General features: G+C 66.4%; 21 protein-coding genes and 6 tRNA genes. 16 read left to right on the top strand and 11 right to left on the bottom strand.

The window, feature by feature from the left end:
- Nucleotides 1-12 precede the first annotated feature (12 nt).
- The 9 genes from lpxH to AC5P6H_RS18360 form a co-directional block, all read right to left on the bottom strand.
- A complete protein-coding gene (lpxH, locus tag AC5P6H_RS18320; protein WP_032955937.1) occupies nt 13-759 on the bottom strand; it encodes a UDP-2,3-diacylglucosamine diphosphatase in 747 nt (248 codons plus the stop codon).
- A 59-nt stretch (nt 760-818) separates the two neighbouring features.
- A complete protein-coding gene (locus tag AC5P6H_RS18325; protein WP_032955935.1) occupies nt 819-1,358 on the bottom strand; it encodes a phosphatase PAP2 family protein in 540 nt (179 codons plus the stop codon).
- Nucleotides 1,339-2,484 (bottom strand): glycosyltransferase family 4 protein, encoded by a 1,146-nt coding sequence (locus tag AC5P6H_RS18330; RefSeq protein ID WP_014646086.1) that lies wholly within the window; start codon nt 2,482-2,484, stop codon nt 1,339-1,341. The genes AC5P6H_RS18325 and AC5P6H_RS18330 overlap by 20 nt, the downstream gene beginning before the upstream one ends.
- Nucleotides 2,485-2,653: 169 nt before the next feature.
- On the bottom strand, nt 2,654-5,578 hold the full coding sequence (locus AC5P6H_RS18335) for a TonB-dependent receptor domain-containing protein (protein ID WP_032955931.1): 2,925 nt from the start codon (nt 5,576-5,578) through the stop codon (nt 2,654-2,656).
- A gap of 317 nt (nt 5,579-5,895) precedes the next feature.
- A complete protein-coding gene (gene ppx, locus AC5P6H_RS18340; RefSeq protein ID WP_032955928.1) occupies nt 5,896-7,422 on the bottom strand; it encodes an exopolyphosphatase in 1,527 nt (508 codons plus the stop codon).
- A gap of 175 nt (nt 7,423-7,597) precedes the next feature.
- Nucleotides 7,598-9,685 (bottom strand): polyphosphate kinase 1, encoded by a 2,088-nt coding sequence (ppk1, locus tag AC5P6H_RS18345; RefSeq protein ID WP_032955925.1) that lies wholly within the window; start codon nt 9,683-9,685, stop codon nt 7,598-7,600.
- 4 nt (nt 9,686-9,689) lie between these two features.
- A complete protein-coding gene (gene phoR / locus AC5P6H_RS18350; protein ID WP_005415460.1) occupies nt 9,690-11,021 on the bottom strand; it encodes a phosphate regulon sensor histidine kinase PhoR in 1,332 nt (443 codons plus the stop codon).
- A 106-nt stretch (nt 11,022-11,127) separates the two neighbouring features.
- Nucleotides 11,128-11,817: a phosphate regulon transcriptional regulator PhoB gene (gene phoB, locus AC5P6H_RS18355; protein ID WP_005408258.1), complete on the bottom strand. Its 690-nt coding sequence runs from the start codon at nt 11,815-11,817 to the stop codon at nt 11,128-11,130.
- 116 nt (nt 11,818-11,933) lie between these two features.
- Nucleotides 11,934-13,580 carry a M48 family metalloprotease gene (locus AC5P6H_RS18360; RefSeq protein WP_014646090.1) on the bottom strand — a complete coding sequence of 549 codons (1,647 nt, stop codon included), beginning with the start codon at nt 13,578-13,580 and terminating at the stop codon, nt 11,934-11,936.
- 142 nt (nt 13,581-13,722) lie between these two features.
- Here AC5P6H_RS18360 and grxC point away from each other — a divergent pair, with 142 nt between their 5' ends.
- The 6 genes from grxC (at nt 13,723) to AC5P6H_RS18390 (ending at nt 18,461) form a co-directional block, all read left to right on the top strand.
- On the top strand, nt 13,723-14,013 hold the full coding sequence (gene grxC, locus AC5P6H_RS18365) for a glutaredoxin 3 (protein ID WP_004154541.1): 291 nt from the start codon (nt 13,723-13,725) through the stop codon (nt 14,011-14,013).
- Nucleotides 14,010-14,402 carry a carboxymuconolactone decarboxylase family protein gene (locus AC5P6H_RS18370; protein WP_004154542.1) on the top strand — a complete coding sequence of 131 codons (393 nt, stop codon included), beginning with the start codon at nt 14,010-14,012 and terminating at the stop codon, nt 14,400-14,402. Before grxC ends, AC5P6H_RS18370 begins: the two co-directional genes overlap by 4 nt.
- A 322-nt stretch (nt 14,403-14,724) precedes the next feature.
- Nucleotides 14,725-15,729 carry an isocitrate dehydrogenase gene (locus AC5P6H_RS18375; protein ID WP_014036138.1) on the top strand — a complete coding sequence of 335 codons (1,005 nt, stop codon included), beginning with the start codon at nt 14,725-14,727 and terminating at the stop codon, nt 15,727-15,729.
- A 248-nt stretch (nt 15,730-15,977) separates the two neighbouring features.
- Nucleotides 15,978-16,721, top strand: a complete 744-nt coding sequence (locus AC5P6H_RS18380; protein WP_014646091.1) for a cysteine hydrolase family protein — start codon at nt 15,978-15,980, stop codon at nt 16,719-16,721.
- A 53-nt stretch (nt 16,722-16,774) separates the two neighbouring features.
- Nucleotides 16,775-17,683 (top strand): LysR family transcriptional regulator, encoded by a 909-nt coding sequence (locus tag AC5P6H_RS18385; RefSeq protein WP_032961780.1) that lies wholly within the window; start codon nt 16,775-16,777, stop codon nt 17,681-17,683.
- A gap of 25 nt (nt 17,684-17,708) precedes the next feature.
- On the top strand, nt 17,709-18,461 hold the full coding sequence (locus tag AC5P6H_RS18390; RefSeq protein WP_049440305.1) for a sulfite exporter TauE/SafE family protein: 753 nt from the start codon (nt 17,709-17,711) through the stop codon (nt 18,459-18,461).
- Nucleotides 18,462-18,472: 11 nt separating this feature from the next.
- Here AC5P6H_RS18390 and AC5P6H_RS18395 read toward each other — a convergent pair whose 3' ends face one another.
- Nucleotides 18,473-19,093, bottom strand: coding sequence for a flavin reductase family protein (locus AC5P6H_RS18395; protein WP_014646094.1), 621 nt, complete (start codon nt 19,091-19,093; stop codon nt 18,473-18,475).
- A gap of 89 nt (nt 19,094-19,182) precedes the next feature.
- Nucleotides 19,183-19,941, bottom strand: coding sequence for a Bax inhibitor-1/YccA family protein (locus AC5P6H_RS18400; RefSeq protein ID WP_014646095.1), 759 nt, complete (start codon nt 19,939-19,941; stop codon nt 19,183-19,185).
- A gap of 180 nt (nt 19,942-20,121) precedes the next feature.
- On the opposite strand from AC5P6H_RS18400, the gene AC5P6H_RS18405 reads away from it, so the two are divergent.
- The 10 genes from AC5P6H_RS18405 to clpX all read left to right on the top strand — a co-directional run bounded on the left by AC5P6H_RS18405 (nt 20,122) and on the right by clpX (nt 25,407).
- A tRNA-Pro gene (locus AC5P6H_RS18405) sits at nt 20,122-20,198 on the top strand.
- A 39-nt stretch (nt 20,199-20,237) separates the two neighbouring features.
- Nucleotides 20,238-20,314 (top strand) — tRNA-Arg (locus AC5P6H_RS18410).
- A gap of 174 nt (nt 20,315-20,488) precedes the next feature.
- A tRNA-His gene (locus AC5P6H_RS18415) sits at nt 20,489-20,565 on the top strand.
- 79 nt (nt 20,566-20,644) lie between these two features.
- A tRNA-Lys gene (locus tag AC5P6H_RS18420) sits at nt 20,645-20,720 on the top strand.
- Nucleotides 20,721-20,916: 196 nt separating this feature from the next.
- Nucleotides 20,917-20,992, top strand: a tRNA-Lys gene (locus AC5P6H_RS18425).
- Nucleotides 20,993-21,212: 220 nt separating this feature from the next.
- Nucleotides 21,213-21,581, top strand: coding sequence for a hypothetical protein (locus AC5P6H_RS18430; protein ID WP_111205354.1), 369 nt, complete (start codon nt 21,213-21,215; stop codon nt 21,579-21,581).
- A gap of 139 nt (nt 21,582-21,720) precedes the next feature.
- Nucleotides 21,721-21,805: transfer RNA gene (locus AC5P6H_RS18435), tRNA-Leu, on the top strand.
- Nucleotides 21,806-21,994: 189 nt separating this feature from the next.
- Nucleotides 21,995-23,290, top strand: a complete 1,296-nt coding sequence (gene tig / locus AC5P6H_RS18440; RefSeq protein WP_495202946.1) for a trigger factor — start codon at nt 21,995-21,997, stop codon at nt 23,288-23,290.
- Nucleotides 23,291-23,364: 74 nt separating this feature from the next.
- Nucleotides 23,365-23,991 carry an ATP-dependent Clp endopeptidase proteolytic subunit ClpP gene (clpP, locus tag AC5P6H_RS18445; RefSeq protein ID WP_019659528.1) on the top strand — a complete coding sequence of 209 codons (627 nt, stop codon included), beginning with the start codon at nt 23,365-23,367 and terminating at the stop codon, nt 23,989-23,991.
- A gap of 126 nt (nt 23,992-24,117) precedes the next feature.
- Nucleotides 24,118-25,407 carry an ATP-dependent Clp protease ATP-binding subunit ClpX gene (gene clpX / locus AC5P6H_RS18450; protein ID WP_014646099.1) on the top strand — a complete coding sequence of 430 codons (1,290 nt, stop codon included), beginning with the start codon at nt 24,118-24,120 and terminating at the stop codon, nt 25,405-25,407.
- Nucleotides 25,408-25,441: the final 34 nt, after the last annotated feature.

Here is a 25,441-nt window from a genome sequence, read left to right on the forward strand (position 1 = left end):
CCTTGCGATCCGTTATTCGCGCGCGAGCGTATCCAGCGTCCAGCCGCTGGCATCCACGCGCAGCACCGAACCCTGTTCGTACCAGTCACCCAGCACGATGCGGGTGCGCTCGCGACCACCGGCCTGCAGCGTGTGGATCGCCGGCCGATGGGTATGGCCATGGATCATGGTGTCCACGCCATGGCGCACGAAGGTGGCATCGACTTCGGCAGGGGCCACGTCGGTCACCGACTCGAACTGCGCACGATCGTCCTGCTTCATCTCGGACTGGCGCGCCTGGCTGGCTTCGCGCGCCTTCTGCGCGAACGCGATGCGTGCGGCCAGCGGCTGCGACAGGAACTGCGCCTGGAATACCGGGTCGCGCGTCTGTGCACGGAACTGCTGGTAGGGAATGTCATCGGTGCACAGCAGGTCACCGTGCTGCAGCAGCACCGCGCGGCCGTACAGTTCGATCATGCACGGGTCGGGCAGGATGCGCAGGCCGGCACGGCGCGCGTAGTCCTCACCGAGCAGGAAGTCGCGGTTGCCGCGGATGAAGTACACCGGCACGCCGCTGTCGGACAGCACCTTCAACGCATCGGCCACCGTGTCGGCGGCGGGCGAGGGCGTGTCGTCGCCGATCCAGGCCTCGAACAGGTCGCCGAGGATGTACAGCGCATCGGCGCCGGGCGCCTGCTCGCGCAGGAAGCGCAGGAACAGGTCGGTGATCTCCGGACGGCTGGGGTCCAGGTGCAGGTCGGAAATGAACAGCGTGGTCATGCCCGCATTCTAGGCCATCAATGATGATGGTGGCGCCGGGCCTTGCCTGGCTCCGGTCGTCACACCGGCAGCGGCAGCCAGGTCAGGCTGGCCGAAGCCAGCACGATGGCGATGGCGGTGGCTGCCAGCACATCGGAAGGATAGTGCAGGCCCAGGACCACCCGCGACAGTGCAACGCCACAGGTGAACGGCACCAGCAGCGGCGCCAGCCACGGGTAGTAGGCCAGTGCCACGATGGTGAACGACACCGCATGCAGGGTGTGTCCGGAGGGGAAACTGAACTCGTCCAGCGGCGCCACCCAGGCGCGGATGCGCAGGTCGGCCGCGTAGGGCCGCGGGCGCCGGGTCCAGCGCTTGAGGACCTTGTACAGCAGCAGCGCGGCCAGGCCCGTGGCGGCCATGTGCACCGAGGCGCGCAGGCCGTCGAAGCCGTCCAGCACCACCAGCGCGGCCATCAGCACGTACCAGAACACGCCATCGCCGAGCCGGCTGATGACCGCGAACAGGCGACGCACGCGGCGCCGCCGGCAGTAGTGGTTTGCGCGCCGGCACCAGCGTGCTTCGCGCCCGGCCAGCAGCTCAAGCGGCGTAGTGCGCATGGCCGTTCCTCCGCGACTGTGCCAGTTCGGCCAGCAGTGCATCGAACTCGGCCACCACCTGTTGTGGATGCAGGCGCTTCATCGCGCGTGCGGCATTGCCGCCCAGTTCGCGGCGCTGCGCGTCATCGGCGGCCAGTCGCACGGCGGCATCGATGAACTGATCGTCGCTGTCCACGGCTGCGCCGTTCTCGCCATTGCGCAGGTACTCGCGCGCGGCGCCGTAGTCGAAGGCCACGGTGGCCACACCGCTGGCCATGCTTTCCAGGGTCACGTTGCCGAACGTTTCGCTGCGGCTGGGGAACAGGAACAGATCGCCGCTGGCGAAGTGCCGGGCCAGCGCATCGCCGCGCTGGATGCCACAGAAGATGAAGTCGGGGTTTTCATGTGCCAGCTTCTCGCGGGCCGGGCCATCTCCGACCCACACGAAGCGTGCCTTGGGCCGGATCTGCTGCAGCCGGCGGAATGCCTTCACTGCCAGGCCGAGGTTCTTTTCAGCAGCAATGCGGCCGACATAGATCGCCACCAGGCCGTTGCCATCCACGCCCCATTCCTCGCGCAGCGCGGGATCGCGCCGTCCCGGATCGAACTGCTGGCTGTCCACCGCGCGGGCCAGCAGGCGCACGCGCTCGAAGCCCTGTTCGCCGAGGAACTGCTGCAGCTCGCGGGTCGGCACCAGGGTGGCATCGGCCTGGTTGTGGAAACGGCGCATCCAGCGCATGGCTGCGGCCTGCAGCCACGCCACGCCGTAGTCGGGCAGGTACTCGTCGAAGCGGGTGTGGAAGCCGCTGGCGACCGGAATGCCGAGGCGGCGCGCAGTGCGCAGTGCCGACCAGCCGAGCGGACCTTCGGTGGCGATGTAGACCGCATCCGGGCGTTGTTTCTGCCAATGGCGGCCCAGCCGGATCGGCGCCGGCAGTCCGAAACGCAGGCCGGGGTAGCGGGGCAGGGCGGCGCCGGGAACCAGCAAGGTGCCGGGTGCCGAATCCAGCGCTTCGCTGGACTGGCGGGGGCGGACCAGGTCGATCTCGTGCCCGGCTGCGCGCAGACCTTGTTCCAGCCCCTGCACGGTGAGGGCGACGCCGTTCACTTCCGGTGGATAGGTCTCGGTGACGATGGCATAGCGCATGGCGGGCCTCCGGGTTTCCGGCATGCTCGGGCCTGGCGATGTAGCCGACATGACCGCTTTGCGACCATCAGATGACGGTGGCGCCGGCCAGCGCCTGGGCGCGGCGGCCAATAAAAAACCACGGCCCCGAAGGGCCGTGTTCGTCATGCTTCCGTCACAGCGCGATGGATCAGAAGCGCTGCTGGTACTTCATGTAGATGAAGCGGCCGATATCGTAACCACCGTAGTACGAGAAGGCCGAGTTTGGCTTGCTGTACATGACCGGGCCGGTCTTCTCGAACACGTTGTTGGCACCGACCGACACGGTGGCGTCCCACGGCAGCGAGTAACGCACCTGCACGTCGTGGAAGGTGACCGCGCCGCGCTCGTTGTAGTTGCGTGCGCCCTTGTACCACGGTGCGTACACACCCGGATCCGAGCACTCGTCCGGGTACAGCGCGATGTTCGAGCAGGTTTCCTTCACGCCCGAATAGTAACGCGCGGTCCAGCTCGCGCCGAAGTTGCCCCGCTCGTAGCCCAGCACCAGGTTGGAACGGACGCGGAAAGCGCTGCCGATGCCGTTGGTGACGATCGGGACGATCGAGCTGTCGTTGGAGGTGCGGTAGGTCGCACTGGACACGTAGGTGGTGGCCGAGTTCACGTTGAACTTGCCGAACCGGGTGTCCAGACGGTAGCTCACGTCCAGATCGTAGCCTTCGGTTTCCATGAAGCCCGCGTTGCGGTTGCCGAACTTCAGGTTGGTCACGATGCCGGTCACCGGGTCACGCTGGAAGCGCGAGCAGCGCGCGTCGATACCCGATTCGTAGCAGTCCTGCAGGATCTGGGTCGGCGTGTCGGCGATGATCGTGTTGTCGATGCGGATCTTCCACCAGTCCAGCGAGGCGTTGAAGCCCTGGATGAAGCTCGGGCTCCAGACCAGGCCCAGCGTCTTGCTGGTCGAGGTTTCCGGCGTCAGCAGCGGGTTCGACCCGGAGGTGAACGGCACCGGGGTCGCGTCCGTCGACGTGTTCACCGGGGTGCCACCCTGGCGCAGCTGGCGGAAGGTATTCGCATTGGCGATGTCGCGTGCGCAACGTGCACGGACTTCCGCGCTGGAGGCCGAGGAACCGAAGCGGGTGTCGCACGGATCGCTGAACTGCGCGAAGGTCTCCGAACCACCACCGAACAGGTCGCTGATGGTCGGTGCACGGAAGCCCTCGGCCCAGGTGCCACGCACCATCAGCGAGTCGATCGGCTTCCACTTGAAGCCGAACTTGCTGTTGAGCGTGTTGCCGAAGGTGTTGTAGTCCGAGAAGCGGGTTGCGCCATTAAAGGTCAGTTCCTTCGCGCCCGGCAGGTCGGCCAGCACCGGAACGTTCACTTCCAGGTAGGCCTCGTTGACGGTGTAGTCACCGCCGGTCGGGCCCGCAGCCAGGTTGGTGGTCGCGCCGGTCTGGGCCAGGGCATCCGGGGTGTACTTGCCTTCTTCCTTGCGGCTTTCCACGCCGAACGCGAAGCCCAGGTCGCCAGCCGGCAGGGTCACGATGCTGCCAGCGATGTTGGCAAAGAAGTTCTTGGAGGTGGTACGGCCCTTGGTGATCTCTTCCGGGAACAGCCACGCCTGCAGTTCTTCGTTGCCGTACAGGCCATCGGCAGCCGTCGTGCCGTACGGCACCAGCGGGTTCCACGGCTTGCACACGTCATAGGAGATCGGTGCAGCGGCGGTGCCGCACTGCACCTTGCCGGTGGCGGCGTTGTAGAACGACGGGCCGACGCCGCCGGCGACGCGACCCTTGTGCAGGTTGCCGGTCGCCACCGATTCCAGTTCATTGCGGTTGTACTGGTAACCCACTTCCCAGTCGAAGTAGCGGCTGCCGATCTCGAACGAACCGTCGAACGACGCCACCGCGCGGTAGGTCTTCAGCTCGCTGGTGGTCACGCGCGGCACTTCCCAGGTGCGGCGGTTCCATGCCACGGCGGTCGGGGTGGCATACCCGTGCTGGCGGCCGAACGGATTGAAGTAGCTGTTGATCGACATCGAGCCGACACCGGCGGTGCTCGACTGCAGCGGATAGCCCGCGATCTGGCGGGTGGACTCACGCTGGTTGTAGCCCAGCTCGGTGCGGAAGTTGACGTTGTCGGTGATCTTGAAGCGGCCGTCGAAATAGACCGAGTCGCGCTTGACCGGATACATCACGTGCATCTGGTCGTTGGCGTTGCTCACGTCACCGGTGAACGGCGTGCTATCGGTGAGGTGGTAATTGGCCGGGTTGGTGGGATCGGCGCCGCGGTTGAGGGAATAGCCGCAGCCCGCAGTGGCGGTACAGCCCGGGCCGCGCAGACCGGTGAACTGGCCGTACTGGCTGATCGTGGTCCAGTTGCTGCTGTCGTACGGATGGCGATCGGTCATGCCGTACTTGCTGAAGCCGCGATCGCGCGCCCACACGCCCTTCTCTTCGGCATGCTCGGCGGACAAGGTCAACGACACGCGATCGTTGCTCCAGCCGGCGACCACGTCGAAGCGGTCACGTGCGCCGTCGCCCTGGCTGTACTGGCCGTGATAGACGTTGGCGGTCACACCGGTGACATTGGAGCGGGTGATGATGTTCACCACGCCGGCCATGGCGTCGGAGCCATAGATCGCAGAGGCGCCGTCCTTCAGCACCTCGATGCGCTCCACGGCGGACACCGGCAGCGTGGAGATGTCCTGGTAGCCGGACGTGCTGATGCCCATGCGCTTGCCGTTGACCAGCACCAGCGTGCGCTGGGTGCCCAGGTTGCGCATGTCGATGTAGGTGCCACCCGCGTTTTCACCCGCGGTCAGCGCATTGGCGCGGCTGATGGTCGGGCTGCCCATCGCGGTGACGTTCTGCAGGATGTCGGCAACCGAGCTGAAGCCCTGCTTTTCGATGTCGTTGCGGCTGATCGCGAACACCGGCTGGGCGGTTTCCACGTCCACCTGGCGGATGCGCGAGCCGGTGATCTCGATGCGGTCGAGGTTGGTGGGCGTTGCGTTGCTGCCGTCCTGGGCAAACGCGGGCAGGGCGGCCAACGTTGCGGTGGTAGCCAGGGCATAGCGGATGGCCTGCCCCAGTGCGGTGGTGCGTGAAGTCATGGCGAGCTCTCTCTCTCAGGTCGTGCACAAGACGCCAAAGTGGGCGTCGAAGGAGCCAGCTGGGTTGATGACCGAGCCGGTGACCCGATAGTAGTCTCGTTAGTTAATGCTCTGTAAAGAGTTCGTATCGATTTATGTCACGGGACACCCCCATCCTTCACAAAACGTGAACAAAAGCAGGCGCTTACGTGAGAGGTGCGATACGCGATACGGTGCCGTCGTGATGCGAAGCAGCACAAAAAACCGCCAGACTGCGCAAAGTGGGGGTGCGAAGTGCGTCACTCCTGCTGTCCTGTGGACAACAGGCGACGGCGTATTCAGGCTACGAACGGACGGAACTGGATGCCCAGCCCGGCGATCCCGTCGGTCTCGCCGATCAGGTCGGCGCGCAGCAGCGGACGGGCATCGATGAACGCCTGCGGCACGATCAGCGACAGCCGGTTGTCGTCGGCGGTCAGTTCCAGCGCCGGCAGCGGGTCGTCCTCATGCGCGCGGTTGAGCAGCACCGCCAGCCGCAGCAGGGCCGCCAACCGGCGCGCGGTCAGCAGCAGTCGCTCGGGCAGGGCGTCGAAGGCGGTCTTGGTCACGCTGCGGCGATGGCTGCGCACCAGCGCGGCCAGCATCTGCTGTTCCTGGCGGGAGAAGCCGGCGATGTCCGAGTGCTCCAGCACGTAGCTGCCATGCACGTGGTAGCCGCTGTGGGCAATCATCAGGCCCAGTTCGTGCAGGCGTGCGGCCCAGCCGAGCATGCGCGCATCATCGGCATCGAGCTTCCAGCGTTCCTGCACCTGCTCCAGCAGTGACAGAGCAGTGTCCTGCACGCGGTCGGCCTGTACCGTATCGATACCGTAGCGCTGGCTGAGCGCGGCCACCGATTCATCGCGCAGGTCGTTCTCGCCGGCACGGCCGACGATGTCGTAGAGGATGCCCTCGCGCATCGCGGCCTTGCTGACCAGCAGCTTCTGCAGGCCAAGTGCCTGGAACGCCGCTTCCAGCACCAGGATGCCGCCGGCGATGATCGGGCGGCGGTCGCTGGACAGGCCCGGCAACTGGATGTCGTCGATCTTCTTGGCCTTCAGCAGCTCATCGCGCAGTTGCGGCAGGGCCTCGGCGGTGATCGCGCCCTTGCTCAGCTTCATCGTCGCGCAGATCTCGCTGATCGCCTTGTGCGTGCCCGAAGAGCCCAGCGCTTCCTGCCAGCCCAGCGCGCGGTACTTGCTGGCGAAGGGCTGGAACTCGCGGCCGATCTCGGCCAGCGCGTCCTTCCAGCGCTTCTTGCTGAGCTTGCCGCCGGGGAAGAAGCGCCGGGTGCTGGCGATGCAACCGGCCTGCAGGCTTTCACGCTCCAGGGTCTGCATGCCCATGCCGATGATGAACTCAGTGGAGCCGCCACCGATGTCGATCACCAGCCGGCGCTGGCCGGGCTTGGGGGGTTGCGCGTGGGCCACGCCCAGGTAGATCAGGCGGGCTTCTTCGCGGCCGCTGACCACTTCGATGGCATGCCCCAGTGCGGTTTCGGCCGGGACCAGGAACGACTGGGGAGAACGCAGCTGGCGCACCGTGTTGGTGGCCAGCGCGCGCACCCGATGCGGCGGCACATTGCGGATGCGCTGGCCGAAACGGGCCAGGCATTCCAGCGCGCGCTGCCGTGCGGCGGAAGACAGTCCGCCTTTGCCATCCAGCCCGTCGGCCATGCGCACCGTCTCGCGCAGGCGGTCGATCACCCGCAGCTGGCCGAGCGTGTAGCGCGCGATGACCATGTGGAAACTGTTGGAGCCAAGGTCGATGGCGGCCAGCAGGTCGCCATCCTGCAATGCGGGCGGAGTCGTGGAGGTATGCGGCATGGGCGAATGTTAGCCGAAGCGGCGGTGTGCTCGTCACCGCGCGGCCTTCACATTTTGGAAGGAGGCGTGCGGCAGGATTGCAAGGGGTCAGATCCCTTTCCCGCAGGAAAGGGATCTGACCCCGGGCGACCGCTGATCGAATCCCGACCAGCGGTCGGGGTCCACCGGGGCAGGACTACAGCCCCTGCATCAATGCCATCTGCGCAGAATGCGGGGCTTCGTCGTGCGCCGGCGCACGCTTGTGGTAGACGCCGTCGGCGTCCAGTTCCCAGGCGTTGAGGTTGTCGTCCAGGTAGTTCTGCAGGACCTCGCGGTACACCCGCTTGGCCAGTTCCGGATCGAGGATCGGGAAGCAGGTCTCGACCCGGCGCAGCAGGTTGCGTTCCAGCCAGTCGGCGCTGGCGCAGTACATCTCCGGCGCGCCGTCGTTGCCGAACCAGTAGACGCGGCTGTGCTCCAGGAAGCGGCCGACGATCGAGCGCACGCGGATGTTGTCCGAGACACCCGGAACGCCCGGACGCAGGGTGCAGGCGCCACGGATGATCAGGTCGATCTGCACGCCGGCCTGCGACGCGGCGTACAGCGCGCGCACCACCTGCGGTTCGTTCAACGCGTTCATCTTGGCGATGATCCGCGCTGGGCGGCCGGCGGCGGCGATGCGCGTCTCGCGCTCGATACGGCCGAGGATGCCGGTGTGCAGGGTGAAGGGCGACTGCAGCAGGCGCTTGAGCTTCATCTTCGAGGCCAGCCCGGACAGCTGCTGGAACAACAGGTGCACGTCATTGCCGATGTCCGGATCGGCGGTGATCAGGCTGATGTCGGTGTACGCGCGGGCAGTGCCGCTGTGGTAGTTGCCGGTGCCCAGGTGCACGTAGCGGCGCAGCTTGCGGCCTTCGCGGCGCACGATCAGCAGCATCTTGGCGTGGGTCTTGTAGCCGACCACGCCGTACACCACCTGCACCCCGGCCTCCTGCAGGCGATCGGCCAGGCCCAGGTTGGCCTCTTCGTCGAAGCGCGCACGCAGTTCGACCACTACAGTCACATCCTTGCCGTTGCGCGCGGCCTGGATCAGTGCGTCGACGATCAGCGAATCCTTGCCGGTGCGGTACAGCGTCTGCTTGATCGCCAGCACGTTGGGATCGATCGCCGCCTGCCGGATCAGGTCCAGCACCGCGGTGAAGGCATCGAACGGGTGGTGCAGCAGCAGGTCCTGGCGCGCCGTGGTCTCGAAGATGCCGTCGCTGTCGCGCAGCGTGCGCGGGGTCATCGGCGGGTACTTCAGGTCTGGCTGCGCGATCAGGTCGTACAGCTGGATGATGCGGTTGAGGTTGACCGGGCCGTCGATGCGGTACACCGCGTTCTCGGTCAGGCCGAAATTCTGCAGCAGCGTGCGCACGATCTCGCGCGGCATGTCGTGGGCGATCTCCAGGCGCACCGCCGGCCGGTAGCCGCGGTCGACCAGTTCGTCGCGCAGCGCCAGCGCCAGATTCTCCACTTCCTCCTCGTCCACCACCAGCTCGGAGTTGCGGGTGACACGGAACTGGTAGGCACCCTGGACTTCCATGCCCGGGAACAGCTCATCGACGAAGGTCGACAGCACCGAGGACAGGAACACGAAGTTCTGCGATCCGCCGAGCTTCTCCGGCAGCTGGATGATGCGCGGCAGCGAGCGCGGCGCACGCACGATCGCCAGGTGGCCGGCGCGGCCGAACGCATCGGTGCCCTTCAGCACCACCACGATGTTCAGCGACTTGTTGAGGATCTTCGGGAACGGGTGCACCGGGTCCAGGCCCAGCGGCGACAGCACCGGCATGATCTCGTTGCGGAAGTAGGCGCGCAGCCAGCGCCTCTGGCGGTCGGTCCAGGAATGGCGACCGAGCACGCCGATGCCGGCCTCCATCAGCGCCGGGCGCAGCGTCTCGTTCCAGCAGCGGTACTGCTGGTCCACCAGCTCCGCAGCGCGGTCATGGATGGCGTTGAGGATGGCCTGCGGGCTCATGCCGTCCGGCGCCGGCGGCAGGCCGAATTCCTGCGCGTGGCGCACGGCGGCGGCACGGATCTCGAAGAACTCGTCGAGGTTGGTGCAGGAGATGCACATGAAGCGCAGGCGCTCCAGCAGCGGCACCTGCGGGTCCATGGCCTGCGCCAGCACGCGGAAGTTGAAATCCAGCTGCGACAGCTCGCGGTTGATGTACAGCGACGGGTCGCGCAACGGATCGTTGTCCGGGCTCACGGGGAGGGGGAGGGATCCGAGGCTGCTCATGGCGTCATTCTTCGATGGAGGTCAGGGGGGCGGACTCGCGCGGGCGCACGTGGTCGGCATCGAAATGGCAGGAGAACACCGAGCCCTTGCCGACTTCGCTTTCAATCTCCAGCCGTGCGTGGTGCAGGCCGAGGATGTGCTTGACGATGGACAGGCCCAGCCCGGTGCCGCCGCTCTCGCGCGAGCGGCTGCTGGACACACGGTAGAAACGTTCGGTCAGGCGCGGCAGGTGGGTGGCGGGAATGCCGTAGCCGGAATCGCGCACCGCCAGCACGGCGCCGTCGCCTTCGCGGCGGAACTCCACCGCAATGCGGCCCCCGGCCGGGGTATAGCGCACCGCGTTGGTGACCAGGTTGGAGAAGGCACTGTGCAGTTCCTTGGTCGAACCCTGCAGGTCGACACCGGCCAGATCATCGATGCTGATCTGGTGGCGGCCCTGGCTGTGCGCCTCGGCCTCGCGGCGCAGGGTCGCCAGCATCGGCTGCATGGCCACGGTCTCTTCCTCGCTGTGCTCCTGCGATTCCAGCCGCGACAGGGTCAGCAGGTCTTCCACCAGCTGGGCCATGCGCTGGCTCTGCTTGCGCATTTCTTCCAGCATCGGGCCGGTGCCGGGGAAGTCCTCCGGATCCATCATGTCCAGGTAGCCGTGGACCACGGTGAGCGGCGTGCGCAGCTCGTGTGAAACATTGGCCACGAAGTCGCGGCGCACCTGTTCCAGGCGCAGCAGCTTGCTGACGTCGCGGGCGATCAGCAGCCAGTAATCCGACGAATAGGGAATCAGGCGCAGGTTCAGGCGGATCGCCGGATCGACCGGCGAGGGCACGTCCAGGATCGGTTCGGCATTGCGGCCACCGGCCAGCCAGTGGGCCAGCGGCATCGGTTGCAAGCGTTCGACCAGGGCCTCGCCAAGGTCGCCGGGATGGTGCAGGCCGAGCAGGGCGGTGGCCGCTTCGTTGAACCACTGCACGCGCTGGCTGTTGCGGTCCAGCACCACCACCGCGTCGGGCAATGCGGCGGCGGCGGCGCGGTAGCTGCGCAGCATGTCCAGCAGGCGGCGCTTGCGCACGCGCATTTCCACCTGGTTGCGATACAGCAGGCGGTCCAGTTCGTTCCAGACGCCGGTGCCTTCTTCGGCGGTGTCCCAGCGCTGGCGTGCGGTCAGGCGGCGCAGCACGCTGCGCAGGCGCCAGTAATGCCAGGCCAGGGTGGCCAGCGCGCCCAGCGCGATGCACAACCACAGATGGCCCGTGAACCACCCCACCAGTCCGGCGAACAGCAGTACCGCGGCAACGGTGGCCAGGGTCTTCAACCAGGCAGAGCGGATGTGGCGGGGCATTGCGGTCTCGTCGTTGAGGTGCGGCGGTTCACTGGAGTGAACCAAGGGTTATAGCAGAGTTGCCGGCACCGGCACCCGCAGGTGCGCGGTGCCGGCACGACGAGACTCAGGTGGCAGTGGAGAACCGGTAGCCGGCGCCGCGCACGGTCTGCACCATGTTCTCGGCGTTGAACGGTTCCAGCGTCTTGCGCAGGCGGCGGATATGCACGTCGATGGTGCGCTCCTCCACGTACACGCTGCCACCCCATACATGGTCCAGCAGCTGCGCGCGGGTGTAGACGCGCTCCGGATGGGTCATGAAGAAGTGCAGCAGGCGGTATTCGGTCGGGCCGATCGGCACCGGCTGGTCGTTGGCGAACACGCGATGGGCGGCGCCGTCGATGCGGATCGGGCCGACTGCCACGCTGCCGTCCTCGTCGTCCTCGCGGGCACGGCGCATCACCGCACGGATGCGCGCCAGCAGTTCGCGCGCCGAGAACGGCTTGACCACGTAGTCGTCGACGCCGGCTTCCAGGCCACCGACGCGGTCGTTCTCTTCGCCGCGGGCGGTCAGCATGATGATCGGCACTTCGCGGGTCAGCGTTTCCTTGCGCCAGCGACGGGCCAGGTCCAGGCCGCTGGTGCCGGGCAGCATCCAGTCCAGCAGGATCAGGTCCGGAACGCGGTCGGCGATCGCGGTCTGGGCCTCCCGGGCATCGCCGGCGTGGACCGGTTCGTAATCGCCCTTGCGAAGGGCGAAGGCGACCATTTCACGGATCGCGGGCTCGTCATCGACGATCAGGATGCGTTTCTGCACGAGGACACCGTAGGGCTCGGTTACTGGAGTGGTGCCAGTAGACTACGGTTTGATGACATGTTTGTGACTGCCCGGCCGGAACCGGCCTGGATTGCCATCGGCCGGTCATGCAGCGCTCAGCGCCGGTCCAGGTCCGGGTCCTGCACGCCCTGGCGGCGCAGCTCCAGCACGGTCGGGGTGATCGCTTCGATGCGGGCATCGACCCGCGCGCGGCCAATGTAATCCAGCGCCGGGTTGCGCTTGAGCGCCTGCAGCTGCAGCAGCGCCTGTTCCGGCCGACCGCTGAGGAAGGCGGCCTCGGCATAGGCCTCGCTGGCACGCACGCTGTCGCCGGCCAGCTCGCTGGCGCGGGCAAAGCGCTGCTGGAAGACCGGATCGTTACCGCTTTGCGACAACAGGGGGCGCAGCATCGCCTGCGCGCGCTGGCCGGCCTCGCGGTTGCCCTGTTCGTTCAGGATCTCGGCATAGGTCAGTGCCACCGGGCGGCTGTTGGGGTGTTCGCGCAGCAGCTGCTCGAAGCGGCTGTTGGCCTGGGCCGCCTGGCCTGCCCGCGATTCCGCTTCGCCCAGGCCCAGCGCCAACCACAGGTTGCCGGGATGGGTCTGGAGCAGGCCGGCCAGGGTCTGCCGGGCCTGGCCGGCGCCGGCACGGCCACCGCGCATGACCGCCAGCGCCTGGCCATAGCGCTGCGCATCGTTGAGACCGTCCTTCTGCCGCTTGGCCAGGTCGGCATACTCGCGTTCCAGCTCGGGGGTGGAATCCGCGCTGAGCACGCGCAGGCGCTCACGTGCCCAGTCGAAGTCGCCGCTGGCGCCACGGTTGAGCTGGCCGATCGGGAGGCGCAGCACACTGCTGGGCAGCAGCGGGTTGTTGCCGCGCAGCAGCGGCTCGCCCAGGCTGGGATCGGCCGGGTCCACCCGCTCCTTGCGCTCGCCGGTGGGGGTGCTGGTGGTCAGCAGCACCGTATCCTTCTTCATCTGCTCGGCGCGGGCCTTGGCTTCGCTGATGCGGGTGATGTTGACCGGGTGGGTGCGCAGGAACTCGGGCACGCTGTAGCCCCCTTCGTTGCCACGCATGGCCGCCGACATCCGTTCGAAGAAGCCGGCCATGGCATCCACGTCGTAGCCGCTGCGCGACAGGGTGCGGATGCCCAGGCGGTCGGCCTCGGACTCGTTGGAGCGGGTGTAGTTGATCTGCCGTTGCTGCATCAGGCCCATGCCCGAGCTGATCGCGGCCATCGTCGCGTTGCCGGACGACGTGCTGTTGCTGGCCTGGGCGGCCACCACCGCCGCCAGCATGCCCAGCAGGATCGGGATCTGGTCACGCTGGGCGCGCTCGACGCCGCGCAGCACATGCTGCTGGGTGACGTGGGCGATTTCGTGGGACAGCACCGCAGCGACCTCGTCCTCGCGCTCGGCGGTCAGCACCAGGCCGGCATTGACCCCGATGTAGCCGCCCAGCGTGGCGAACGCGTTGATCTGGCGGTCGTTCATCACGAAGAAGGTGTACGGCTGCCGTGGCTGGTCACTGTTGGAGCCGAGACGGGTGCCCATGGTCTGCAGCCAGTCGTTGACCAGCGGATCTTCCAGCAGGTAGCCGTAGTTGCGCAGCTCGCGCAGCATCATCGCGCCGTACTCGGCCTGGCGGGCCGGGGTCAGCAGCTCGCCGGCCGAGGAGCCGATGTCGGGCAGCTTCTCCTGGGCCTGGGCCAGCGGCATGGCCAGGGCCAGGGTGACGGCGGTAGTCAGCAGCAGGGCTCGCAAGCAGGAGTTCCTCGGGCGGGGCGCGCCAAGCGTGGCAGGGCGGGGGGCAACCATTCGTTAATCCACAGTGTTGCGGCCGTGGCGTGGAAATTCCAGCGCACCGGTACCATATGTAGACCGTCGATCCATCGTGGAGTTTCCCGTGACAGCCCAGACCGCCGGCGGTGCCCCCGCCATCACCATCTATTCCACCGCCGTCTGCCCGTACTGCGTGGCCGCCAAGAACTTCCTGAAGAGCAAGGGCCAGCAGTGGACCGAGGTCCGCATCGACCTGGACCCGGCCGAGCGCGAGAAGATGATGGCGCTGACCCGCCGCACCAGCGTGCCGCAGATCTTCGTCGGCGACGTCCATGTCGGCGGCTACGACGACATGATGGCCCTGCACCGTGAAGGCAAGCTCGAGCCGCTGCTGGCCGGGCAGGGCCAGGCATGAGCGCGGCCGACGACGGCAGCAAGGACCGCATCGCCGAGTTCACCGAGTTCCGCAAGCGCATGAACGAGCGGATCCTGGGTGAGCCGAACCAGGTGGTGCGCCGCTTCTTCGCGCTGGACACGCAGACCTACCAGGCCGGCGCGCTGGACGTGAAGACCAAGGAGCTGCTGGGCCTGGTGGCCTCGATGGTGCTGCGCTGCGACGACTGCATCAGCTATCACGTGGCCCAGTGCAAGGACGCCGGCGTGACCCGCGAGGAGTTCTTCGAGACCTTCTCGGTCGGCCTGGTGGTGGGCGGATCGATCGTGATCCCGCACCTGCGCCGCGCGGTCGACTTCCTCGACCAGCTTGAAGGTGGCGCCGCCGCCCCGGCAGCGCACGAGCACTGAGGGGCGTGCCGGCCGCTGGCCGGTATTCCCTGAATCCGGCATGGCCGGGGTTGCCGGCCAGCGGCCGGCACTACCGCACCCGCGAGGGGCCTTCCCACGATCCAACAGCCCAGGAGCCCCCTTGTTGTTAAAGGGGGCGCGCCGACAGGCGCGGGGATAAGGCGGAATGCGCGGGCAATTCTGCCTGGGCCGGGCACTGGGACCATGGTCTATTTGGGACCTCGGCCCCGGCTCAGGCATAATTGCCGGTGAAACTTCCTTTGCGCCGGCGTTTCCGGGCACGTCCGGACGGCGTTTTTCCCCCTGTTCGGAACATCGATCAATGACGCAGAAAATTACGGTCATCCGCGGCGACGGCATTGGCCCGGAAATCATGGACGCCACCCTGTTCGTGCTCGACCAGCTCAAGACTGGCCTGGAGTACGAAGACGCCGACGCCGGCCTGGTGGCCCTGGAAAAGCACGGCGACCTGATGCCGGCAGTGACCCTGGAATCGATCGCGCGCAACAAGGTCGCGCTGAAGAGCCCGCTGACCACCCCGGTCGGTGGTGGCTTCACCTCGATCAACGTCAGTCTGCGCCGCCACTTCGACCTGTACGCCAACGTGCGTCCGGCCCACACCTTCCCGAACACCAAGTCGCGTTTCGACAACGTCGACCTGATCACCGTCCGTGAGAACACCGAAGGTGCCTACCTGGCCGAAGGCCAGGAAGTGTCGGCCGACGGCGAAACCGCCTTCTCCGGCACCCGCATCACCCGGAAGGGCTCCGAGCGCATCGTGCGCTACGCCTTCGAGCTGGCCAAGAGCACTGGCCGCAAGAAGGTCACTGCCGTGCACAAGGCCAACATCATCAAGTCGACCTCGGGCCTGTTCCTGAACGTCGCCCGTGAAGTCGCCGCACAGTACCCGGAGATCGAGTTCCAGGAAATGATCGTCGACAACTGCTGCATGCAGCTGGTGATGCGTCCGGAACAGTTCGATGTGATCGTCACCACCAACCTGTTCGGAGACATCATCTCCGACCTGTGCGCCGGTCTCGTCGGCGGCCTGGGCCTGGCCCCGGGTGCCAACATCGGCAAGGACGCGGCGATCTTCGAAGCCGTGCACGGCACCGCGCCGGACATCGCCGGCCAGGGCAAGGCCAATCCGTGCGCGCTGCTGCTGGCAGCCGCGCAGATGCTGGACCATGTCGGCCAGCCGGAAAACGCCGAGCGCCTGCGCAAGGCCATCGTGGCGACCATGGAAGCCAAGGATTCGCTGACCGGCGACCTGGGCGGCACCGGCACCACCATGAGCTTTGCCCAGGCCATCGCCAGCCGCCTGTAAGCGGCCGGCCGACCTCGGTTGGATCCACAGCGGGGCGCCTTCGGGCGCCCCGTTGCGTTGTGGGCCGGCCCGGTAGATCCACGCCGTGCGTGGAATGACGGGGCCTTGGTCCGCAGCCACCCATGGGGTGGCTCTACATGGAAATTGTCTGTGCGTACATTGCACAGATCATGTGCCGCTACGCGGCTGGTTCGTGCGTCATGCGCTCCGCATCCTGTGCCCACTTCCCAACGCACTGGAGCTCGAACATGAACCTCACCGCCTTCGGCCTGGCCAGCCTGATCGGCATGGCCACCACCGCCCCGGTCGCCGCCGCCGAGCCGGCCCATCCCACCATCCGCCACATGGCTGGCGCGCCGGTCGCGACCTCGCTGGATGCGGCAAAGACCGCCGTGCTGGTCATCGACTTCCAGAATGAGTACTTCGATGCCACGGCCGCACCGGGCTTTGCCGGTGGCCGCATGGTCATTCCCGATGGCGTGGCCGCGCTGCGGCAGGCGAAGCGGGTGGTCGAATTCGCCGATGCTCATGGCATCCGCGTGATCCATGTGCAGCACGTGCTGCCGGCGGGTGCGCCGCTGTTCGCACAGGGCAGCGTCAATGCTGCCTTCCATCGCGACCTGCAGCCGCGCCAGGGCGAGACCGTGGTGCAGAAGGACAATGTCAGCGTGTTCGCCGGCGCGTCCTCCACCGTGCTCGACCCGCTGCTGAAGAACGCCGGCATCGACACCCTGATCGTCACCGGCCTGCAGACCCATGCCTGCGTGGCTGGTGCCGCGCGCGACGCGGCGGCCGCGCCCCGTGGTTACCGGGTGATCGTCTCGTCCGATGCCAGCGCCAGCCGTGACCTGGACCTGGCTGGCGGCCGGCGCATCGGCCATCGCACGCTGCATGAAGCCGCTCTGGCCCAGATCGAGGACGCCTTCGGCGATGTCATGACGACTGACGCGATCCTGGCACTGCCGGTGCGCAAGGCCGGCGACGGCGCTTGATAAGCTGGCGGGGCCCGCATGCCGCGGGCTCCGCCACGTGGAGCTGCCCGCCGATGGATCACTTCGCTGCCCTGCGTGCACTGCGCGCCATCGTCGATGCGGGCAGCTTCACCGCGGCAGCCGAGCGCCTCGGTACCACCCACTCGGCGATGTCGCGGCAACTGCGGCAGCTGGAAGAACACCTGCAGGTGCGCCTGCTCGATCGCAACAGCCGCCGGCTGTCGTTGACCGAGGCCGGGCGCGACTACTACCGTGAGGCGGCAACGCTGCTGGACCGCCTGCAGGAAGCCGACGACCGTGCCCGTGCCGGGCAGGCGCAGCCCAGTGGAAGCGTGCGGATCAGCGTGCCGCAGGTGGTGGCCAGCCAGGAGCTGCCGCACTGGCTGCCGTCATTCCTGCAGCGTTACCCCCAGGTCACGCTGGACCTGTCGGCCGATGACCAGCTGGTCGATGTGGTCGGTGGTGGTTTCGACCTGGCCCTGCGCATCGCGGCTTCACTGCCGGACAGCCAGCTGGTCGCGCGCGAGCTGGCCAGCTGCCCGCGCATCCTGGTCGCCGCACCGGCCTACCTGGCACACCACGGACTGCCGCGGCAGGCAGCGGACCTGGCTCATCACACGCTGCTGGGTTTCAGTCCCACGCCAGCAATGCCGCCCTGGCAGTTGCAGGGGCCGCGCGGCGCAACCGCGAGCATCGAAGCCGGGCAGCGCCTGCGCGTGGATGCCACGCCCGCACTGTACGCCGCCGCGCTGGCCGGCATGGGCATCAGCCTGTTCACCGCCTTCACCGTGCAGGAGGATCTGCGCGCCGGTCGTTTGATCCGCGTGCTGCCGGCCTGGCATGCGGGCCAGCGACGCTACTTCGCGCTGTACCCGCATGCACGTGCACTGGCGCCCAAGGTGCGTGCGCTGGTCGAGCATCTCGCGGCGCACTACGCTGCACAGGTGAGCGCGGCAGGGTAGTCGCGCGGTTGCAGCCGGGGTGATGATGGAGTCGGTGTATCTGCTGGTCGCGCTTGGCGCGATCGTCGCCGGATTCGTACAGGGCCTGTCCGGTTTCGCCTTCGGGATGGTAGCGATGTCGTTCTGGGCATGGGGGCTGGAGCCGCGACTGGCCGCTGCGCTGTCGGTGTTCGGCGCGCTGGTCGGTCAGCTGGTGGCCGTGTTCACCGTGCGGCGTGGCTTCAACCTGCGCCTGCTGCTGCCGTTCGTGCTGGGCGGCCTGGCGGGCATTCCGCTCGGCGTGATGGTACTGCCACACCTGGACATGGACTGGTTCAAGGCGCTGCTGGGCGGCTTCCTTGCGCTGTGGTGCCCGGTGATGCTGATGGCGCGATCATTGCCGCCGATCCGCGTGGGTGGTCGCATCGGTGACGCGATCGCCGGCATGGCAGGTGGGGTGCTCAGCGGCATCGGCGGTTTCGCCGGACCGGTGCCGACGCTGTGGAGCACGCTGCGTGGCTTCGGCAAGGACGAGCAGCGCGCGGTCATCCAGAACTTCAACCTGGCGATGCTGGCAGTGACCATGGCCACCTATGTCGGCAGCGGCCTGGTGAGCCGGCAGATGCTGCCGTACTTCGCCATCGTGGCGCCGGCGATGCTGGTGCCGACCCTGCTGGGTGCGCGCGTCTACATCGGCATCAGCGAGGCGCGCTTCCGGCAGATCGTACTGAGCCTGTTGACCGCGTCGGGCATCGCATTGCTGGCGTCGTCGATGCCGGTGCTGCTGGCGCGGCCGTAACCGGTTGAACGTCAGGTCGGGCGGAACATGCGGAAGCGCTGTCCGGCGCCGATGCGGAAGTAGTCGGCAGGCCCGCCGCCGCGCAGGATCGGGGCCGCCGCAGCGGTGTCGTAGATGCCATCGACCAGCAGCCGTTCATCGATATGCACCGTCACCACTTCGCCCAGCACCAGCCAGCCGTTGGTGTCCTGGCCGGCGGCATCGCGCAGGCGGACGATCTGCGTGCAGCGGCATTCCATGCTTACCGGGCTCTGTGCCACGCGGGGCGGTGTGACCTGCGTTGAGGCCAGTGGCGTCAGGCCGGCAAGGACGAACTCGTCGACATCCGGCGCGACCGCACGGCAGCTTTCGTTCATCGCCTCGGCCAGGTCGAAGGTGGCCAGGTTCCACACGAATTCACCGGTGGCTTCAATGTTGCGCAGCGAGTCTTTGCGGCCCTGGCTGGAGAAGCCGATGATCGGCGGGGTGTAGTTGAAGGCGTTGAAGAAGCTGTAGGGCGCCAGGTTCAACGTGCCCTGTGCGTCGCGGCTGGAAATCCAGCCGATCGGGCGCGGGCCGATGATGGCGTTGAACGGGTCATGCGGCAGACGGTGGCCCTCTGCCGGGCGGTAGCTGTGGAAGGTGTCGGGCATGGGGGCAGGGGACGTGTGGGCTTGCTCGACTCTACAAAAAAGCCGCGACCCTTGCGGATCGCGGCTTGTCTCTCTCGGCGTGGCTGGACTCAGCGCTGCTGGATCTTCGACAGCAGGCGCAGGAACTCCACATACAGCCAGACCAGGGTCACCATCAGGCCGAATGCGCCATACCACTCCATGTACTTCGGCGCGCGCTGGGCCACGCCGGTTTCGATGAAGTCGAAATCCAGCACCAGGTTCAGCGCCGCCACGACCACCACGAACAGGCTGAAGGCGATGCCCAGCCAGCTGGAGTCGTGGATCACCGGCACGTTGATGTTGAAGAAGCCCAGCACGAACGAGGCCAGGTAGAGCAGGGCGATGCCGCCGGTGGCGGCGACCACGCCCAACTTGAAGTTCTCGGTGGCCTTGATCACGCCGCTGCGGTACGCGAACAGCAGCGCAAACAGGGTGCCGAAGGTCAGCAGCACGGCCTGGAACACGATGCCCGGGAACTTGGCGTTGAACAGGGCCGAGATGGCGCCGAGGAACACGCCTTCCACCAGCGCGTACATCGGCGCGGTGACCGGCGACCATTCCTTCTTGAAGATGGTGATCAGCGCCAGCACCAGGCCGCCGATGGCGCCGCCCATGGCATACAACCTGGCTCCGGCCATGACCTGGCCGTAGTCGTCGATGGTCTGGTTCCAGGCGAAAGCGGCCGTCAGCACGGTCAACAGCAGCAGGAAACCGGTCTTGTTGACGGTGCCGTTGAGGGTCATTGCCTGGTCGGGGCTGGTCACCACCGAACCGCTGGCGAGGTCGAGGAAGGTCGACTCGGAAAGAGCCGGGTTGCCGCTGCGCATGCGTGTTCTCCGTGCGAATGAGGGTCAGGACGGCCATCCGGCCGATGGGCGTGAGCATAGCCGATGACTGCTTTCGGCGTTGTGGCAGGCCGCGGAACTGCGCATCCTTCGTTGACAGTTCCCAACGCGCTTGGCGACAATGACCAACTCCCCGGGCCTGACCCGAGGGGATTGCAAGACCGGGGTATAGCGCAGTCTGGTAGCGCGCCTGCTTTGGGAGCAGGATGTCGGGGGTTCGAATCCCTCTACCCCGACCAATCCCACGTCACGTCGGATTGGACACCGTTCCGGTTCGGGCGCCCGTAGCTCAACTGGATAGAGCACCGGCCTTCTAAGCCGGCGGTTACAGGTTCGATTCCTGTCGGGCGCGCCATTGGCGGGACAGCGGGATCGCATCGGCGGATGTGAAGAAGTGCTTGCAAAAGCGTAAAGACTCCACCAGAATATCGGACTCGCTTCGGCGGACCGGAACTTCGGTGACAGTCTCCAGGCAAGGTTTCAAGGTTCCAGTGCTGGCGGTATCGGCGGTGGAGCGAAAGTTTCAGTGGTGGCTGTAGCTCAGTTGGTTAGAGTACCGGATTGTGATTCCGGTGGTCGGGGGTTCGAATCCCCTCAGCCACCCCACTGATTCAACCGCATCGGCGCAGCCGAAACGGTATTGCAATAAACAGAAAGCACGCTACAATGTGCGTCTGAGTTTCACGGGCCGTTAGCTCAGTTGGTAGAGCAGTTGACTCTTAATCAATAGGTCCAAGGTTCGAATCCTTGACGGCCCACCAAGACGGAAGCCACCTGGTACGCCAGGTGGCTTTTTTCTTATAGGTGTGACCCTTTCGTTTCAATGGGCCACACGTTGCAGGGCCCCGCCTGGCGTGGATCTGCAGCGCATCGGGATCGCAGTGCTGGTTTCAACGATGTTGAAGAAAGTGCTTGCACCCACCGAGCGGATCGGGTCATAATTCGCGCCCCGATTTCGGGCTGTTAGCTCAGTTGGTAGAGCAGTTGACTCTTAATCAATAGGTCCAAGGTTCGAATCCTTGACAGCCCACCAGACGAAAGCCACTTGGTCATCCAGGTGGCTTTTTTCTTGTTCGTACGCCGGGTTGCGCTTCATCCACGCATGGCGTGGATCTACTGAAGCAGTGCTGAAATCAGGGGCATACGCGTCATCAGTGTTTTCAAGGCTGTGCACTGCTTCTCACCGCATGGCGTCCTGCATCGCACCCAATAGATCTTTCGCGCCGATGGCGCATGCAGGAAGGAAGATGTTGATGGCTGAGATCACTCGATTGCACGGCACGGTGTGGATTCCCTTCGCGTTGATGGCACTGGCGGCCTGCACGCCGGGCAATGATCCCGCGCAGGCTGTCGAGCGTGATCCGGGCGCAGAGCGCATTCCGGCGCGCCAGATCGACGACGCCATGCAGTTGCGGCCGGCCCGGCCCGCGGAGGGGGAGGTCCTGCCCGGCGCGGTGGACGTACAGCGCAATGCGGACGGTTCGGTGGATGTGCGCAGGGCTGCGCCGGCGTCGGTGGCCCTGCGTCGCACCGACGATGGGGGCGTGGAGGTCCGGAAGGTGGATGCGGCCGTCGACCCGGGCTCAGGCGCGGCGCCGGCCCGCACGGTACCGCAGCAGTAGGCTGCGGCCAGCCCGGCGGGTCGCGCACCCGCCAGGCTGGCCGCGATGCAGCGATGGCGCGGAGCGTAGTGGATTCAGCTTTGTGCAGGCCTTCCGATTCCAGTCGCCGCCTGCGACAATGAACACCTGTGCCGGCCACGCGAAAGTGGCGGAATTGGTAGACGCCCTGGATTTAGGTTCCAGTGCCGCAAGGCGTGGGGGTTCGAGTCCCCCCTTTCGCACCAGTGCCGGCCTGTCCCCGCCCTGATCGGGCCATCGGCGCCCCCTTGACCGGCACGCGCTGGCAGTGCAGGCCGAATTGGGCGAAACTAAAGGGCTGCGGCAAGCAGGCGCGTCCCAGACGTCGTGTCCTAACAACCGTTTCATCCCAATCATCGAGCCGGGGGCCTGGGCCACCGGTGGCAGGAGTCAACATGCAAGCTTCGATCGAATCCACCGGCAACCTGGAACGCCGCCTGAGCTTCTCGCTGCCGGAAGAGCGTCTGCAGAGCCACATCGCCGGCCGCCTGGGCGAAATCGCCCGTACCACCCGCATCAAGGGGTTCCGTCCGGGCAAGGTGCCGGCCAAGGTGATCGAGCAGCGCTTCGGCGCGCAGGTCCGTGGCGAGGCGCTGGACGGCCTGCTGCGCGAGACCTTCGACGCGGCCGTGCGCGAGCACGACCTGCGCGTCGTCGGCAGCCCGCGCATCGACAAGGGCGACGAGGGTGAGTTCTCCTTCGTGGCCACCGTGGAAGTGGTGCCGGACTTCGGCGACATCGACGTCAGCAAGCTGACCGTCGTGCGCCACACCGCCGAGATCACCGACGCCGACATCGACCAGATGATCGAGAACCTGCAGAACCAGCGTCGTACCTGGGCCCCGGTCAGCCGTGGCGCGCAGGACGGTGACCTGGTCGCGGTGGAAACCTGGTCGCAGGCCGGCGAAGAGCGCCTGCCGGCCGAGGGCACCGAGAAGGGTTCGATCGTGCTCGGCCAGGGCATGATGTTCGACACCATCGAAAAGGGCCTGGTCGGCCTGGCCAAGGGCGAAGAGAAGACCCTGGACGTCGAGTTCCCGGCTGACTGGCGCGTGCCGGTGCTGGCCGGCAAGACCGTGCAGGTCACCGTCAAGGTTGCCGAAGTGTCCGAGCCGGTCGTGCCGGCGGTCGACGAAGCCTTCATCAAGAGCTTCGGCGTGAAGGGGGGCGACGTCGAGCAGTTCCGCAGCGACATCCGTGCCAATCTGGAGCGTGAGCTGAAGGGCGCGCTGATGAACCGCCTGCGCCGCGAAGTGGGCGAGCAGCTGATCGCGGCCTACTCGTCGGTGGAAATGCCGCCGCGCCTGGTCGAGAACGAAGCCCGCGCCATGCTGGCCCAGCAGGTCGAGCAGCTGCGCCGCAACGGCCAGAACGTCGGCGAGATCCCGGCCGATGCCCACGAAGGCTTCAAGGACGCCGCCGCCAAGCGCGTGCTGGTCGGCCTGCTGGTCGGTGAAGTGGCCCGCGTCAACGACCTGCGCCTGGAAGCCAAGCGCCTGAACGAAACGATGCGTCTGATCGCCTCGACCTACGAAGAGCCGGAGCAGGTCATTGAGATGTACCGCAACGACCCCCAGCTGATGTCTGGCCTGCAGAACCGTGTGATGGAAGAGCAGGTGATCGACTGGATCGCCGAGCGTGCCCAGCACACCGAAGAGAAGCTGTCGTTCCAGGACGCGATCCGCCAGTAAGCCGGCGGATCACCGGATGCCCCGCGCCTTTGCCGGCGCGGGGTTGTTGCCCCCCAAGATAGGTACCTCACGTAATGGACAACCGAACCAAAGCCCTGAACCTGGTTCCGATGGTGGTCGAGCAGACCAGCCGCGGCGAGCGTGCCTACGACATCTATTCGCGCCTGTTGAAGGAGCGCCTGATCTTCCTCGTGGGCCCGATCGACGATCACATGGCCAACGTGGTGGTGGCGCAGTTGCTGTTCCTGGAATCGGAGAACCCGGAAAAGGACATCAACATCTACATCAACTCGCCGGGTGGCGTGGTCACCGCCGGCATGGCGATCTACGACACCATGCAGTACATCAAGCCGAATGTGAGCACCACCTGCATCGGCCAGGCCGCCTCGATGGGCGCCCTGCTGCTGGCCGCGGGCGAAGCCGGCAAGCGCTATGCGCTGCCGAACTCGCGCGTGATGATCCACCAGCCGCTGGGCGGCTACCAGGGCCAGGCCACCGACATCGACATCCACGCGCGTGAGATCCTGACCCTGCGTTCGCGCCTGAACGAGATCCTGGCCAAGCACACCGGCCAGTCGCTGGAGACGATCGCCCGCGACACCGAGCGCGACAACTTCAAGAGCGCCTTCGAGGCGCAGGCCTACGGTCTGGTCGACCAGGTCCTGGAGCGTCGTCCGGATGAGTCGATCCAGGCCGGTTGACCGGCCTTCACGGGGCCAGGGAGGCCCCGTTCCTGCAGGGTCGGGCGGGACTGGTGTCCCCTCGGCCCTGTGCTATTCTCGAATCGAACCCCCGTTCAGCGGGTGGGGTAACTGGGTAAGCGAAGCATGAGCGAAGACCGCCAAGGTCGTTCCACGGACACCGGCAAGATCCTCTACTGCTCTTTCTGCGGCAAGAGCCAGCATGAAGTGCGCAAGCTGATTGCGGGTCCGAGCGTATTCATCTGCGATGAGTGCGTGGAGCTGTGCAACGACATCATCCGTGAGGAACTTGAGGAAAAGGCGCAGTCGGCGCGCAGTTCGCTGCCCAAGCCGCGCGAGATCCTCGAGGTCCTCGACCAGTACGTGATCGGCCAGAACCGCGCCAAGCGCACCCTGGCCGTGGCCGTGTACAACCACTACAAGCGCATCGAGAGCCGGCAGAAGAACGACGACGTCGAACTGGCGAAGTCGAACATCCTGCTGGTCGGCCCGACCGGTTCGGGCAAGACGCTGCTGGCCGAAACCCTGGCCCGCCTGCTCAACGTGCCGTTCACCATGGCCGACGCCACCACGCTGACCGAAGCCGGTTACGTGGGCGAGGACGTGGAGAACATCATCCAGAAGCTGCTGCAGAAGTGCGACTACGACGTCGAGAAGGCACAGCAGGGCATCGTCTACATCGATGAAATCGACAAGATCTCGCGCAAGAGCGAGAACCCGTCGATCACCCGCGATGTGTCCGGCGAAGGCGTGCAGCAGGCCCTGCTGAAGCTGATCGAAGGCACCGTGGCCAGCGTTCCGCCGCAGGGCGGGCGCAAGCATCCGCAGCAGGAATTCCTGCAGGTGGACACCAAGAACATCCTGTTCATCTGCGGCGGCGCGTTCGCCGGGCTGGACAAGGTGATCCAGGCCCGTTCCACCGACGTCGGCAGCATCGGCTTCGGCGCCAAGGTGAAGAGCAGCGAGCGCAAGCAGGAAGTGGGCAAGGTGCTGGCCGAAGTCGAGCCGGAAGACCTGATCAAGTTCGGCCTGATTCCGGAGTTCGTTGGCCGCCTGCCGGTGGTGGCGACCCTGGAGGAGCTGGACGAGCCGGCCCTGATCAAGATCCTGACCGAGCCGAAGAACGCCATCACCAAGCAGTTCAAGAAGCTATTCGAGATGGAGAACGTCGAGCTGGAGTTCCGTCCGGACGCGTTGTCGGCCATCGCCAGGAAGGCGCTCAAGCGCAAGACCGGTGCCCGTGGCCTGCGCACCATCGTCGAATCGGTCCTGCTGGACACCATGTACGACCTGCCGTCGCAGGAAAACGTCAGCAAGGTGGTGGTGGACGAATCGGTGATCGAGCACAAGTCCGAGCCGTACCTGATCTACCAGACCCCGGCGGTCCCTGAACAGAAGGCCGCAGGCGCCGAGTGATCCTTCCAGGTTGTTGATTGGAAAGGATTTTCAA

Source organism: Stenotrophomonas sp. YJH_SMC_110 (assembly GCF_059369255.1).